This is a genomic window from Acidovorax sp. SDU_ACID1 (genome assembly GCF_045291395.1).
Classification (GTDB): Bacteria; Pseudomonadota; Gammaproteobacteria; order Burkholderiales; family Burkholderiaceae_C; genus MR-S7.
On the sequence record NZ_CP152342.1, the window covers coordinates 3,944,152 to 3,958,253 of the forward strand.

A 14,102-nucleotide genomic window follows, 5' to 3' on the forward strand; every position below is an offset into this window, starting at 1 on the left:
CGGTTGAAGGCAAATCCGTATCAGTCCAGCTTCACGCCCGTGGCCTCGATAACCGGGCCCCAGCGCCGGGCCTCGGCACGGGCCATCGCGTGGAACTGCTCGGGCGTGCCCGGCAGGGCTTCCATGCCGAAGTCACGCATGCGCTGGGCCACGGCCGGGGCGGCCAGGGCCTGGTTGATCTCCGCGTTCAGCCGCGCGGTGACGGCCGGCGGCAGGCCCGCTGGCGCCAGTACGCCCTGGAAGGCGTAGACCTCCGCATCGGCCACGCCCACCTCGGCCAGCGTAGGCACGTCGGGCAGGCCGGCCACGCGCCGGGCCGCGCCGATGGCCAGCGCCCGCACCTTGCCCGACTGGATCACGGGCAGGCCTGCGGCCAGGTCCAGGAACATGCAGGGCACCTGCCCGCCCATCACGTCCTGCAGCGCGGGCGCGGCGCCGCGGTAGGGGATGTGGGTGAGGAAGGTCCTGGTGCGGTGCTTGAACAGCTCCATCGCCAGGTGGTGCGGCGAGCCGTTGCCGGGCGATGCGTAGTTGACCTTGCCGGGATGGGCGCGCACGTAGGCCAGGAAATCCTTGAACGTCTGCGCCTCGAACGCCGGGTGCACCACCAGCGCCAGCGGGAAGCGCGAGAGGCCGCCCACGTAGGTGAAGTCGCGCTCGGGGCTGAAGGGCAGCTTGCGGAACAGGTGCTCGTTGTAGGCCAGCAGCGCGTTGTCGGCGGACATGACGGTGTAGCCGTCCGGCCTGGCGGTGGCGACGATCTGCGCGCCGATGTTGGTGGAGGCGCCGGGCCGGTTGTCCACCACGATCTGCTGGCCCAGGCCGGTGCGCATGGCCTCGGCCACGGTGCGCGCGAGCACGTCGGTGCCGCCGCCCGCCGGATAGGGCACGACCCAGCGAATCGGCTGCGCCGGGTAAGCGCCTTCAGCGCGCACCCACGGTGCCGCGGCGGCGGCCGCCAGGGCGGCCAGGAGGTGTCTGCGTTCCATCGTTGTCTCCTTTGCTCTTTTTTGCATAGCTGTTTGCGCTTGCTGTACAAGCGCCAGGGGCCGATTTGGCTCCGAACTCACCGGGGCGCGGCGATGCTTTGCTCGATGGCGCCGAACAGGCTCTGACCGGCCTTGTTCTTCATCTCGATGCGGATGGTGTCGCCATACTTCATGAATTCCGTGCCGGGCTGCCCGTCCTGGATGGTCTCGATGCAGCGCTTCTCGGCGATGCACGAGTAGCCCTTGGCCCAGTCCTTGTTGCTCACCGTGCCGCTGCCGACGATGGAGCCCGCGCGCACGTTGCGCGTCTTGCAGATGTGGGCGATGAGCTGGCCGAAGTGGAAGGTCATCTCCGGTCCCGCATCGCACATGCCGACCCGGCGGCCGTTCCAGGTGGACTGCAGCGTGAGGTGCACGCGCCCGCCGTCCCAGGCGTCGCCCAGTTCGTCCAGCGTCACGGCCACCGGGCTGAACGCCGTGGCGGGCTTGGACTGGAAGAAGCCGAAGCCCTTGGCCAGCTCGGCCGGGATCAGGTTGCGCAGGGACACGTCGTTGGCCAGCATCACGAGACGGATGCCGTCGAGCGCCTGCTCGGGGCCCGTGCCCATCTTCACGTCGCCGGTAACCACGGCGATCTCGGCCTCGAAATCAATGCCCATGGATTCGCTGGGCACCACCACGTCGTCACACGGGCCCAGGAAGTCGTCGCTGCCGCCCTGGTACATGAGCGGGTCGGTGTAGAAGCTGGCGGGAACCTCCGCGTTGCGCGCTTTTCGCACCAGTTCGACGTGGTTGATGTAGGCCGAGCCGTCGGCCCACTGGTAGGCGCGCGGCAGCGGCGCCATGCACTGCTGCGGATCGAAGGGGAACGGATGGCGCGCGCGGCCCGCGTTGAGCTGGTCGTACAGGTCCTGCAGTTGGGGCGAGAGGAAGTTCCAGTCGTCCAGCACCTGCTGCAGGCGGCTCGCGATGCCGGTCGCATAATGGGCCGTACTCAGATCGCGCGAGACCACGACAAGCTGGCCGTCGCGCGATCCGTCTTTGTAGGTGGCGAGTTTCATGGTTTTCCAACACCCAATTTCGGTTTGGTAAATTGATTTAACTAAACAGAACGGCAAATTCTAGGATAGATGAACAAAGAGCGCGTCGGCATCCAGTCGGTGGAAGTAGGCTTCGCACTGCTCGACGCCCTGGCGCGCGCGCCCGGCGCGCTCATGCTCAAGGACCTCGCATCCGAAGCCGGCATGAGCGCCGCCAAGGCGCACCGCTACCTGGTGAGCTTCCAGCGCCTGGGCCTGGTCGTGCAGGATGCGCGCACCGCGCGCTACGACCTGGGGCCTGCTGCGCTCAAGTTAGGGCTCGCTTCGCTCTCGCGCCTGGATGCCGTGCGCCTGGCACGCGAGCGCATGCCCGCGCTCATGGAGCAGATCGGCCACACGCTAGCCCTGGCCGTGTGGGGCAACCGGGGGCCGACCATCGTGCACTGGGAGGAGGCGCCCCGCGCCGTCACCGTCAACCTGCGCCTGGGCGACGTGATGCCGCTGCTCGGCTCGGCCACGGGCCGCTGCTTCGCCGCCTGGCTGCCGCGCGAGAACACCGCCGCGCTGCTGGAGGAAGAGCTGGCATTGGCCCCCCGCCACCCGCACCTGCCCCGGGACGCCGCCGCCATCGAGGCCCTGCTGCGCGAGGTGCGCGAACGCCGCTGCGCCCGCGTGGTGGACACGGTGCTGCCGGGCATCGTGGCCTTCTGCGCCCCCGTGTTCGACGCCGACGGCCACCTGGCGCTGGGCATCACCACGCTGGGCCCGGCCGCCACCTTCGACCCGCAATGGGGCGGCGCCATCGAGCGGCCGCTGCGCGCCGCCGCCGAACAGCTCTCGCGCGACCTGGGCCACAAGCCCTGACCATGCCGCGCCGCGCCCTGCTCCTGCTCACCGCCCTGGTGCTGGCCCTGCACTGGCTGGTGCTGGTGGGCCTGCCGCTGGGAGCCACGGGGGAGGGGCAGCCCCGGCGCATGGCCTTCCACACGCGCATGGTCGAGCCGCCGCCCCCGCCCCCGGAGGCCGCCCCCGCGCCACCTCCGCCGCCGCCCGCCGCACCGCGCCCCCGGCCGGTGCGCAAACCCAAGCCGCCTCCACCGCCGGCGCCTGAACCGGCGCCCGTGCCGGTACCGGAGGAGGCCGCAGCGCCCGCAGACCCCACACCCGTATCGCCCACGGAGACGGCAGAGGACGCGCCCGCGGCCGAGGCTCCGCCCCCCGAGCCGCCTGCGCCGGCAGCCTCCGCCGAGCCGCCTCCCGCCCCGCCGCAAGCCGCCGCATCCACCCCGGCCGCAGCGCCTGCCGAGAGCGCCGGCGTGGACATCCAGCCTCCCGGCGCCACGGGCGCGGCTCCGAGCAGCGAGCCCCCGCCCGTGCGCCTGCCACCCTCCACGCGGCTGTCCTTCGAGGTGCGCGGCGAGGTCAAGAAATTCCACTACAACGCCAGCGCCGAACTCGTCTGGCGCCAGGACGGCGCGCGCTACGAGGCGCGCCAGCAGGTCCGCGCCTTCCTGCTCGGGGCGCGCTCGCAAAGCAGCGTGGGACGCATCACGGCGCAGGGGCTGCAGCCCGAGCGCTTCGGCGACAAGGCGCGCAGCGAACAGGCCGCGCACTTCAACTTCGACACGCACGAGGTCATCTTCAGCGCCAATACTCCGCGCGCCACCATCGGCGAGGGCGCGCAGGACCGCCTGAGCGTGTTCATCCAGCTCGGCGCCATGCTGGCCGCCGCGCCCGACCGCTACCCCACGGGCACGCGCATCACGCTGACCACCGTGGGCGCACGCTATGCCGACCGCTGGACCTTCACCGTGGAAGGCCCCGAGACGCTGGAGCTGCCCGCCGGTCCCACGCCCGCGCTGAAGCTGCAGCGCCTGCCCCGTCACGACCGCGACCAGAAGGCCGAGCTGTGGCTGGGCAGCCAGCTCGGCTACCTGCCCGTGCGCATCCGCCTGACCCAGGGCAACGGCGACTTCGCCGAGCTGTCGCTGAGCGGCCACGAGGCCCCCTGATTTCCGTGGAATACTGGGAACGCACTTGAACTCCCGCCGCCCGCCGTCATCTGACCCTTATCTACAGGGGAACGCCATGCACATGCTCTACGACTCCGACTCCTTCGTGGTAGTCCACATGCTGCCGGACGCCGACCGCAGCGGCGTCGCCGACGACGCGCTCCCCGCCGCCCCGCAGCTCGTGCGCCACGGCTTCGAGATCGTGGACAAGCGCTCGGGCAAGGAGGTCTACCTGGACGGCTCCTGGGCCGAGATGTTCCAGATGCAGATCCTGGCCTGGCAGCGCGACGCTCCCACCCAGGAGGAGGTGGAGGACACGCTGGACGGTTACGTGGGCCTGGCCCAGAACCCCGTGGTCGTCCACTGACGGGTCAGGACGGCGCTTCCGCCCCATACACCCAGCGGTACATCGGCGCCACCACCAGCAGCACCACCACCAGCCGGCAGACCTGGAACGCAGTGACCACCGGCACGCCGAGCTGAAGCACCTTGGCGGTGATGGACATCTCCGCAATGCCGCCCGGCGACGTGGCCAGCACCAGCGTCACCCAGTGCAGCCCCGTGGCGCGCGCCAGCGCCCAGGCGAACAGCGCACACACCAGCATCAGCCCCACCGTGCCCACGGCCACCGACGCCAGCCAGCGCGGCGCCGTGCGCAGGAAGGCACGCCGGAAGCGCACCCCCAGGCTCACGCCGATCACCAGCTGCGCCGCATTCACCAGCGGCTGGGGGATGGCCGTCAGCGTGACGCTGGCCATGGTGAGCGCCATGGTCACCAGCAGCGGGCCGATGAACCACGGATTGGCGCGCCCCAGGCGCAGCATGAGCAGCGCGCCCGCGCCGGTGAGCGCGGCCAGCAGCGCCAGCCCTGCGGGCTGCACCATGCGTGGCGGCGGCGCCAGCAGGTCCACGCCGTGCAGGCCGCTCCACTGCAGCGCGAAGGGGATGCTGACGGTGACGATCACCAGCCGCAGGCTGTGGCTGGCGGCCACGAGGTCGGTGCGCGCATGCTGGCGCTCGGCCAGCAACGCCATCTCCGACGCGGCGCCGATGGCCCCTGCGAAGTAGGTCGTGGCGCGCATCGCGGGCGCTGGCACATCCGGCATCAGCGGCGCATGCATGCGGTGCAGCCACGCACCGAAGGCCCAGCCCAGCAGCAGCGCCCAGCCGATGGCCAGCGCCACGGCCCACCACAGGCCCGCGACCAGCGCCGTGACCTCGGGCGTGAAGTACAGGCCCAGGATCGCACCCAGCGTCCACTGCCCCGCATTGCGCAGCGGCGCAGCGCTGTCGGTCGGCGCGCCCAGCATCGACAACAGGGCCGTGCCCAGCAGCGGGCCGAGCATCCAGGGTAGGGGCGTGTGCAACTGCAGGCACAGCAGCGCGGCGGCCAGCGCGGCGGCCAGGGTGAACGCGACGCGCGCCGCGTAGGCAAGGTGCGTGGACATGAGAACAGGTATCTCTGCGTGCGCAAGGCTTCAAGCAAAAATAGCCTTCAGCCCTTATATAGCAAGCGCAGGCAGCTATCTTTTAAGAAGCACTCCCAGGGAGTTCTTTCACCTCGATCACTTCCGGCGGCAGGCCTTGGAGCGCCCGCTCGTGCATCACCGTGTAGGCGGCTTCGACATGGCGTGCGAGCAGCGCGGCGTCGAACAGCGGCGAGCCCGGCAGGTTGGCGCGCAGCTTGTCCCGCAACGCCTGCAACTGCGCGCTATCGCGCGCCAGCGCGATGGCCCGGGCTTCAAAGTCGGCCTGCGTGTGGGTCACGAGCTCGGGCAGGCCCACTGCGTGCAGCAGGCTCGCGGCCACGCGGCTGGCGAAGGACTGGCCCATGCAGGTCAGCACCGGCAGACCGGCCCAAAGCGCATCGCTGGCCGTGGTGTGGGCGTTGTAGGGCAGCGTGTCCAGGAACAGGCCGGCCAGGCGGTGGCGCGCAAGGTGCTCACTCAGCTCCATGCGTGGGGCGAACACCAGCCGCTCGGGCGCAATGCCGCGCGCCTGAGCCTCGCGCCGCAGGTTGGCGGCGGCGGCCGAGTTGTCCTCCAGCAGCCAGAGCACGCTGCCCGACACCGCGTGCAGGATGCGCATCCAGCCATCGAACGTGGGCGGCAGAATCTTGTAGTTATTGTTGAAGCAGCAGAAGACGAACCCGCTGGCGGGCAGGCTGGCCTCCTCGCGGGTGAAGACGCGATCGGAGACGCGGCGCTGGCCGTCATTGACTTGGTAGCTATGGGGCAGGTAGACGGCCTTCTCTGTGAACCAGGGCTGCCCCTCGGACGGCAGCACCACCTTGTCGGCGATGACATAGTCCATGTAGTGGGCGCCCGTCGTGCCGGGGTAACCTAGCCAGCTCACCTGCACGGGCGCGCAGCGGCTGGAGAAGATCTCCATGCGCATATCCTGGGTGTAGCCCTTGAGGTCGACGGCGATGTCGATGCCCAGCTCGCGCGACAGGCGCGCGATTTCCTCGCCTGTGCGCTCGCGCACGTCCAGGAAGTGATCGAACCCGGCCTGCAGGCGTTGGCGCATCGCGTCCTGCGCATCCGGCCCGAACGAGAAGGCGAACCACTCGAAGCGCTCGCGGTCGTGCCGCTCGAACAGCTCCGCCATGAGGTAGGCCGTGGCGTGGGTATGGAAGTCCGCCGAGTAATAGCCCACGCGGATCTTCCCGCCCGGCGTGCGTGCGCGAAACGGCCCGAGGGAAGGGCTGTGCTCCTCCTCTGCCTCCACGAGATTGCGCGCGGCCTCCAGTTGAAGGTGAGGCGAGTCTGTCACCCCCAGCACGATGAACGGCACCACCGCCGGGCGCCGACTCGCAATGGCCTCCTCCATCTGCGCCATGCGCGCGTCGAGGCCCTGCCAGTCGCAGACGGCCGTATGGGCGGCGATGACGTCGCCCAGCAGCAAGGGCAGATCCGGCTTCAGTTGATAGGCCAGCCGCGTCTGCTGCAGCGCCGCCTCGCGCTGCTTCTGGTCTCTGAGCAGGGTACCCATGAGTTGCCGCGTCTCTGCCCGGTCGGGCTGCAGACGGATGGCCTCACCCAGGTCGGCGAAGGCCTGCGCGTAGTTCTTCAACTGCAAGTGGACATTGCCCCGGTTGCCGAGGGTCTCGGCGCTCTGCGGCTCCAGCGCCAGCGCCTGGTCGCAGGCGGCAACGGCCTCGCGCAGCCGATGGGTCCGCAGCAGCGCGACCCCTCGGTTGCCGTGCGCCCGCGCCACCTGGGGCGCGTGGACGATCACCGCGTCCATGCAGGCCAGCGCCTCGTCGTAGTGCTTGAGGGCCAAGTGGCCGCAGCCGAGATTGAAGCGCGCCTGCACGTGGCCGGGCTCGATCTCCAGCACGGCGCGGTAGCTGTCCATCGCCTCCCGCACCCGGCCCAGCGCTTCCAGCACGGCGCCCCGGTTGTAGTGGGCCAGCGCCAGCCGGGGAGACAGGGCGATCGCCTGCTCGAAAGAGGCCAGCGCTTCTTCGTTGCGCTGCAGGCGCAGCAGCGCGTTGCCGCGGTTGAAATGCGGGTCCAGGTAGTCCGGTTGCAGTGCGATGGCCCGGTCGTAAGCGCGCACCGCGTCGGCCGCGCGGCCGGCCTGCATCCACTGGTTGCCCTGGGTGTTGCAGCCCTGCGCATCGCCGGGCAGCGGGGCCGGCTCCGGGGTGGCAGGCATGCGCAGCGCATATTGCAAGCCGGTGATGGCGCCGGGGCGGGCAGGCGGCAAGGCCACGCCGCCGAAGTTCTGGCTGAAATGGGGTTTCTTAGTGTCTGTCACGGTGATTGCCATGCGCGCGAAAGGTACGCGGGTGGTGCGCGGGTCGCGAAACGAGGCAGTCTAGCCGAACCCTGGCGCAAGCAATACTTCAAGCCAAATCGGGCTCCAGCGCCTGATGGACAAGCGCAAGCAGCTATCTTCTTGGGAGCATCAGCGCGCCACGCCGCGCCGCGCGGCCATTTCCCGGCCCATGGACTGCTGCGCCTGCGCGTCGAGCACGGCGCGCGCGGCGGGGTAGAGGCTGTCGTCCTCGTGGCGCAGGTGGTCGGCGTAGCACCCGGCGAAGCGCTCCAGCGCGGCCTCGTGTTCGGGCGTGAAGGATTGCAATGCACCCTGCGCGAGCTGCTCCAGGGGCTGGCGCGCCTCGGCCCAGCAGGCGGCCATGCGCACGTGGTCGCGCTGCATCTGGTGCACGAGGTCGGCCACGTGCCCTTCGGCATGGGCGGCCAGCAGCGCGGGGAAGACGTGCAGTTCCTCGTCCTCGTGGTGCAGCGGCGCCGCGATGTCGAAGTAGCGCAGCACGTCGCGCGCGGCCTGGCGTGCGGAGCCATCGCAGCCCTTGTCCTGCAGGTAGGCGCGCAGGCGCTGCAGCAGATCGAGCGAGCGGCGCACGCGGTCGTGGCAGGCGTCCAGCATCTCGAAGGGCTGGTCGAACCCTGCGCCCGGCGTGTGCAGGCCGGGCAGGGACACGCGCGAGGTCATGCGGCCATCCTCCGGTCGCCCAGCCGCACGGGCATGCCCTCGCGGTTGAAGGGCAGGTAGGCGCCCAGCGCGCCGGTCTTCACCGCCTCCACCATGCGGCGCAGCAGCCGCTCGGCGTCCTCGTCGGACGGCGCGCGCGCGGGCGTGCCGGTGAGCGCGGCGGTGAACACCAGGCTCCAGGGCTGGCCGGGCTGCTCGAACTGCTGCGATTCGCGCAGCAGCGCGTCGAACGATGCCACCTCGCTGGGCAGCTTGTCCACGCACATCAGCGGCACCAACGCCCCGCCCTCGCCCTGCATGAAATGCGCGCGCTGCGCGGGCGTGGCGCCCGCGGGCAGCTCCGTGCCCACGAAGACGAACAGCAGGCGCTGGCGCTCGCGCCGCATGCGGGCGATGCGCAGCAGGTCGTCGAAGTTGTTGATTTCCCTCTTCATGGCGGTCTCCTTGTCAATCAGTCCAGGGCTGCACGCCCTGCCCCGGCACCAGGATGCCGGTGTATTGCGCGGGGCGCGGACGCCCGCGCGCGGGTTTGCGCGACAGCACCGTGCCCACGCTCACGAAGCACAGCGCACGCTCGTCGGCCGCCAGGCCGAACAACGTGCGCAGCGCGTGCGACTGCAGCGCCTTGCCGCTGGTGAGTGCCGAGCCGAAGCCCTGCGCGGTGGCCGCGAGCAGCAGGTTCTGCAGCGCACAGCCGGCGGAGGCGGTGCGCTCGCGGGCGTCGATCTCCGCCGGATCGCCCCCTTCGCGCACCACTGCCAGCAGCAGCACGGGCGCGCGCGCGGCCTTCTCGCGCGCCTGGGCCTGCTGCTCGGGCGTGGCCTGCGCGTCGCGCTCCAGCAGCGCCCGTGCGAATGCCTCGCCCAGCGCGGCGCGCGCCTTCTGCGGCACCAGCACGAAGCGCCAGGGCAGCAGGCGGCCATGGTCCGGCGCGTGGCCCGCCGCGGCCAGCAGGGCCTGCAGTTGCGCGGCGTCGGGCCCCGGCGCGCCGAGGCGCTTGGGCAGCACGGTCTCGCGCGCCTGCAGCAGCGCGGCCAATGCAACGGGGGAAGGCAGGGGTCCGGTCATGTCAATCGATCAATACTTGCCCGTCATGCTCCACGTAGGGCGGATAGGGGCCGGTGCCGCTGCTGCTCGCCTGCGAGGCCGCGACGAAGCCGCCGCTCTGCACGTCGAACACATGCACCTCCCCGTCCTCGATCACGTAATGCCAGCCGTGCAGCGTGATGAGGCCCTCTTCCACCTTGCGGCGCACCATGGGGTAGTTCATCAGTCGTTCGAGCTGCAGCACCACGGCGCGCTGCTCGGTGCGGCGCAGCGCCTCGGGGCCGGGCTGCACCGGCAGCACCGCCTCGCGGCCCAGGTCCAGCCAGCGCTGGAGGTTCTGCGCCTCGGGCGAGACCTCACCATACAGCGCCTTGATGGCCCCACAGTGGCTGTGGCCACAGACCACGATGCGGCGCACGTGCAGGCTCAGCACGGCGAACTCGATGGCCGCCGCGGTGCCGTGGTGGCCGTAGGAGCCGTCGTAGGGCGGCACGAAGGCGCCCACGTTGCGCACAAGGAACAGCTCGCCCGGCTCCGCGCCCGTGAGCAGGTAGGGCACCAGGCGCGAGTCGGAGCAGCCGATGAACAGCGTGGTGGGGTGCTGTCCCTCGTCCACCAACGCCTGGAACTGCGCACGGTACTGGGGGAAGGCGTCCTGCTGGAAGCGGCGCAGCCGCTGCAGCAGCTCGTCGTCGGGCATGCACGCCCCCTACTGGACCAGCGGCGTCTCGGCCGCATCGAGCTGCACACCGTGGAGTTCGGCCGCGCCCGCAAGTACCTGTAGGTATTGGCGCAGCGCGTTCACCCAGGCCTGCTGGCGCAGCACCAGGGCCACGCTGGCATGCACTTCCTCGAAGGCGGCAGGGCGGCCGGCCTCGCGCGCGCAGACCTCGACCACGTGCAGGCCGAAGCGGCTGTGCACGAGGCGCGCGAGCACACCGACCTCCTGCGCGCCGAAGACCTCGCGCGCGAATTCGGGTGCACAGTCGGCGCGCATGAGCCAGCCGAGTTCGCCGCCCTGGGCGGCGCTGGGGCAGTTGGACCACTGGCGCGCCGCCTCGGCGAAGCGCACGCCGCCGTCGTCGGCGCAGCGCAGCTCGATCAGCAGCGCCTCGGCGCGCTGGCGCAGGCGCTGCACGTCCACGCCGGGCGTGACGGCGAACAGCACATGGCGCAGCCGCGCGCGCTCCCCTGGCCGTGCAGCGCGGGGTGGGCGGCGTGGTAGCGGCGGCAGGCCTCTTCCGACGGCTCGGGCACCTGCAGCGCCCGGTCGAGCAGGCACTCGATGGCCTGCGCCGCCTCGGCGCTGGTGGCGCCGTCCAGGCCCGGCGCATCGCCTGCGGCCAGCAGTCCCTCGCTCTGGGCCTGCTGGCGCAGCAGCTCGGTGCAGGCGCGCTGGCGCAGGGCCTCGGGCGGCAGGTGCTCGCCCTGCGCATGCAGCGGCACGCCGTTCACGCTGGCGGCCGGCGCGCTGCCGGCGCAGCCGCAGGCGCCCGATCCGCAAGAGGTGGTTTCCATGGCGTTCTCCATTCCTTCTAAGCCAAATTACGCTCAAACCCTTATGGGACAAGCGCTGGCAGCTATCAAATCAGATGCGCTGGTTGCTGGGCTGGTTCTGGCCGGGCGGCAGGTTGAGGCGCCGCGCACGCACGAGCTGGTAAGGCCGCGCGATGTAGGCCAGCGTGCCGAAGCCGCTCCACACGTGCACGAGGCGCGTGAACGGGAAGATGAGGAACACCGTCATGCCCAGGAACATGTGGGCCTTGAACACCCAGCCCGCGCCGGCGAGCATCTCCACCGCGCCGGTGCGGAAAGTGACGATGCGCTGTGCCCATTCAGCCAGGCGCATCATCATGGAGCCGTCCAGGTGCTGCGCCGACAGGGGAATGGTGGCCAGGCCCAGCGCGAGCTGCACCCACAGGATCCACAGCAGCAGGATGTCGCTGGTCTTGGAGGTGGCGCGGATGCGCGCGTCCGACAGGCGCCGGTGCAGCAGCAGCGTGACGCCGGCGAAGGCCAGCAGGCCCGCGATGCCGCCGCTCACCATGGCCATGAGCTGCTTGTGGCCCGCGCTCATGAAGTGCTCGTACAGGAAGTGCGGCGTGAGCATGCCCACGGTGTGGCCGAAGAACAGGAACAGCACGCCGACGTGGAACAGGTTGCTGCCCCAGCGCAGGCTGTCGGTGCGCAGCAGCTGGGACGAATCGCTCTTCCACGTGTACTGATCGCGGTCGAAGCGCGCCCAGCTGCCGATGAAGAACACGGCCAGGCAGATGTAGGGGTAGATGCCGAACAGCAGGGTGTCGATCCAGGCGGTCATACCGATGCTCCTTGGTGGTGGTTGCCCGCATTGCGGACGAAATGCAGGGGCTGCGCCTCGCCGGGGCGGTTCTGGCCGCGCGTGCTGCAGCCATCGAAGGCGGCGGGCTCGGCCCAGGTGTCGTCCAGGCCCGGCTCGGGCGCGAGGGGCACGGCCTGCGCACGCTGGCCGGCGGCTTCCAGCACGGCCGCGATCACGCTGGCGTAGGGGTTGCCGCGCTCCAGCAGCGCCGTGAACAGCGCGTTGAGGATGTGGGCCATCTCGCCGAGGAATTCCTGCGCGATGGCCGGCGGCTGCGTGGAGGCGAACTCCAGCACCACGGCCAGGTGGTCGGGCAGCTCCGGCGCGTCGAAGAACAGGCCGGCGCGCTCGTAGGTCTGCTGCAGGTCGATGAGCGCCGGGCCGCGGTCGCGCGAGTCGCCGTGCACGTGCTCGAACAGGTGCAGCGAGGTCTGGCGGCCGCGGTCGAAGGTGTCCACGTAGCGCGCCTCGGCCTCGTAGGGCTCCAGTGCGCAGACCTGGCGGCACAGGGCCTCCAGCTCGCGCACGCGGGCGGCGGGCAGGATCTGCTCCAGGCGCAGCGCGTCGATCAGGTCGGGCATCTGCGCGCGCAATTCGGCATCGGGGTAGCCCACGAGGCGCGCGAGGGCGCGCAGCGTCAGGCGCAGGGATTCGGGTGCGTTCTTGAACATGTGCGCGCTCCTCAGACCACGGCCTTGATGGGGATGGTGCGGGGCTTCTTGCCGCCGAACATGCTCGCGTCGGTGGAGCCGTCGGAGCAGCCGTTGCCGAACGAGAAGCCGCAGCCGCCGCGCACGTCGAAGGCGTTCTCGGCGTATTCGCGGTGCGAGGAGGGGATCACGAAGCGGTCCTCGTAGTTGGCGATCGCCATCACGTGGTACATGTCCTCCACCTCGTGCAGCGTCAGGCCCGCCTGCTGCAGCACGGCGAGGTTCTGGCGCTGCTCCACGTGCTTGTCGCGCTGGTAGGCCCGCATGGCCAGCATGCGCTCCAGCGCGCGCACCACGGGGCCGGTGTCGCCGGCGGTGAGCAGGTTGGCCAGGTACTGCACGGGGATGCGCAGCTGCGACACGTCCGGGATCTCGCCGTTCACGCCGATGTGCCCCGCGTTGGCAGCGGAGGTGATGGGCGAGAGCGGCGGCACGTACCAGACCATGGGCAGCGTGCGGTACTCGGGGTGCAGCGGCAGCGCCACCTTCCACTCCACGGCCATCTTGTAGACGGGGCTGTGGCGGGCGGCCTCCATCCACGCGTCGGGGATGCCGTCGATGCGCGCCTGGCGGATCACGTCGGGGTCGTTGGGGTCCAGGAAGATGCCGAGCTGCGCCTCGTAGAGGTCGCGGTCGCGCTCCACGCTGGCGGCTTCCTCGATGCGGTCGGCGTCGTAGAGCAGCACGCCCAGATACCGGATGCGGCCCACGCAGGTCTCGGAGCACACGGTGGGCTGGCCGGCCTCGATGCGCGGGTAGCAGAAGATGCACTTCTCGGCCTTGCCGGTCTGCCAGTTGTAGTAGATCTTCTTGTACGGGCAGCCGGAGACGCACATGCGCCAGCCGCGGCACTTGTCCTGATCGATGAGGACGATGCCGTCCTCCTCGCGCTTGTAGATCGAGCCGCTGGGGCACGAGGCCACGCACGCCGGGTTCAGGCAGTGCTCGCACAGACGCGGCAGGTACATCATGAAGGTGTTCTCGAACTGGCCGTAGATGTCCTTCTGCACCTCCTCGAAGTTCACGTCGATGCTGCGCTTGGCGAACTCACCGCCGAGGATTTCCTCCCAGTTCGGGCCCCACTCGATCTTCTCCATGCGCTGGCCCGTGATCAGGCTGCGCGGGCGCGCGGTGGGCGCGGCCTTGGACTCCGGCGCCGACTGCAGGTGGTCGTAGTCGAAGGTGAAGGGCTCGTAGTAGTCGTCGATCTGCGGCAGGTTCGGGTTGGCGAAGATGCGCATGAGCAGCTTCCACTTGCCGCCCTGGCGCGGGGCGATGGAGCCGTCGGCCAGGCGCGTCCAGCCGCCGTTCCACTTGTCCTGGTTCTCCCACTCCTTGGGGTAGCCGATGCCGGGCTTGGTCTCGACGTTGTTGAACCAGGCGTACTCCATGCCGGGGCGGCTGGTCCACACGTTCTTGCAGGTGACCGAGCAGGTGTGGCAGCCGATGCACTTGTCCAGGTTCAGCACCATGCCGATTTGTGCGCGTATTCTCAT

At 70.3% G+C, this 14,102-nt stretch carries 14 protein-coding genes and 1 pseudogene; 3 read left to right on the forward strand and 12 right to left on the reverse strand.

What is annotated here, in order from left to right; all coding sequences use genetic code 11:
- Window positions 1-20: 20 nt before the first annotated feature.
- Both AAG689_RS19345 and AAG689_RS19350 read right to left on the reverse strand, forming a co-directional pair.
- A complete protein-coding gene (locus AAG689_RS19345; protein ID WP_406623370.1) occupies window positions 21-989 on the reverse strand; it encodes a Bug family tripartite tricarboxylate transporter substrate binding protein in 969 nt (322 codons plus the stop codon).
- 77 nt (window positions 990-1,066) lie between these two features.
- Window positions 1,067-2,050, reverse strand: coding sequence for a fumarylacetoacetate hydrolase family protein (locus AAG689_RS19350; RefSeq protein ID WP_406623371.1), 984 nt, complete (start codon window positions 2,048-2,050; stop codon window positions 1,067-1,069).
- Window positions 2,051-2,119: 69 nt separating this feature from the next.
- Between AAG689_RS19350 and AAG689_RS19355 the strand changes: the two genes are divergently transcribed.
- The 3 genes from AAG689_RS19355 (at window position 2,120) to AAG689_RS19365 (ending at window position 4,408) form a co-directional block, all read left to right on the forward strand.
- Entirely contained in the window at window positions 2,120-2,893 is a 774-nt protein-coding gene (locus tag AAG689_RS19355) for an IclR family transcriptional regulator (protein ID WP_406623372.1), read from the forward strand.
- Window positions 2,894-2,895: 2 nt separating this feature from the next.
- The gene (locus tag AAG689_RS19360; RefSeq protein ID WP_406623373.1) at window positions 2,896-4,041 is read left to right on the forward strand and encodes a DUF3108 domain-containing protein; all 1,146 of its coding nucleotides are present in this window, start codon (window positions 2,896-2,898) and stop codon (window positions 4,039-4,041) included.
- Between the two features lie 76 nt (window positions 4,042-4,117).
- Complete coding sequence (locus AAG689_RS19365) at window positions 4,118-4,408, forward strand: DUF3567 domain-containing protein (protein WP_406623374.1); 291 nt, start codon at window positions 4,118-4,120, stop codon at window positions 4,406-4,408.
- A gap of 4 nt (window positions 4,409-4,412) precedes the next feature.
- Here the strand turns inward: AAG689_RS19365 and AAG689_RS19370 are convergent, their stop codons facing one another.
- The 10 genes and pseudogenes from AAG689_RS19370 to narH all read right to left on the reverse strand — a co-directional run bounded on the left by AAG689_RS19370 (window position 4,413) and on the right by narH (window position 14,102).
- Window positions 4,413-5,489, reverse strand: coding sequence for an AbrB family transcriptional regulator (locus AAG689_RS19370; protein WP_406623375.1), 1,077 nt, complete (start codon window positions 5,487-5,489; stop codon window positions 4,413-4,415).
- Window positions 5,490-5,571: 82 nt separating this feature from the next.
- A complete protein-coding gene (locus tag AAG689_RS19375; RefSeq protein WP_406623376.1) occupies window positions 5,572-7,806 on the reverse strand; it encodes a tetratricopeptide repeat protein in 2,235 nt (744 codons plus the stop codon).
- A 150-nt stretch (window positions 7,807-7,956) separates the two neighbouring features.
- Complete coding sequence (locus AAG689_RS19380) at window positions 7,957-8,508, reverse strand: hemerythrin domain-containing protein (RefSeq protein WP_406623377.1); 552 nt, start codon at window positions 8,506-8,508, stop codon at window positions 7,957-7,959.
- Window positions 8,505-8,942 (reverse strand): ribonucleotide reductase subunit alpha, encoded by a 438-nt coding sequence (locus tag AAG689_RS19385; RefSeq protein ID WP_406623378.1) that lies wholly within the window; start codon window positions 8,940-8,942, stop codon window positions 8,505-8,507. The genes AAG689_RS19380 and AAG689_RS19385 overlap by 4 nt, the downstream gene beginning before the upstream one ends.
- Window positions 8,943-8,955: 13 nt before the next feature.
- A complete protein-coding gene (locus tag AAG689_RS19390; RefSeq protein WP_406623379.1) occupies window positions 8,956-9,576 on the reverse strand; it encodes a nitroreductase family protein in 621 nt (206 codons plus the stop codon).
- Window position 9,577: 1 nt separating this feature from the next.
- A complete protein-coding gene (locus AAG689_RS19395; protein WP_406623380.1) occupies window positions 9,578-10,255 on the reverse strand; it encodes a carbonic anhydrase in 678 nt (225 codons plus the stop codon).
- Between the two features lie 9 nt (window positions 10,256-10,264).
- Window positions 10,265-11,073 (reverse strand): annotated as a pseudogene (locus AAG689_RS19400) (peptidylprolyl isomerase).
- A 70-nt stretch (window positions 11,074-11,143) separates the two neighbouring features.
- Window positions 11,144-11,875: a respiratory nitrate reductase subunit gamma gene (gene narI / locus AAG689_RS19405; protein ID WP_406623381.1), complete on the reverse strand. Its 732-nt coding sequence runs from the start codon at window positions 11,873-11,875 to the stop codon at window positions 11,144-11,146.
- Entirely contained in the window at window positions 11,872-12,567 is a 696-nt protein-coding gene (narJ, locus tag AAG689_RS19410) for a nitrate reductase molybdenum cofactor assembly chaperone (RefSeq protein WP_406623383.1), read from the reverse strand. The genes narI and narJ overlap by 4 nt, the downstream gene beginning before the upstream one ends.
- 11 nt (window positions 12,568-12,578) lie before the next feature.
- On the reverse strand, window positions 12,579-14,102 hold the full coding sequence (gene narH, locus AAG689_RS19415) for a nitrate reductase subunit beta (protein WP_024001553.1): 1,524 nt from the start codon (window positions 14,100-14,102) through the stop codon (window positions 12,579-12,581).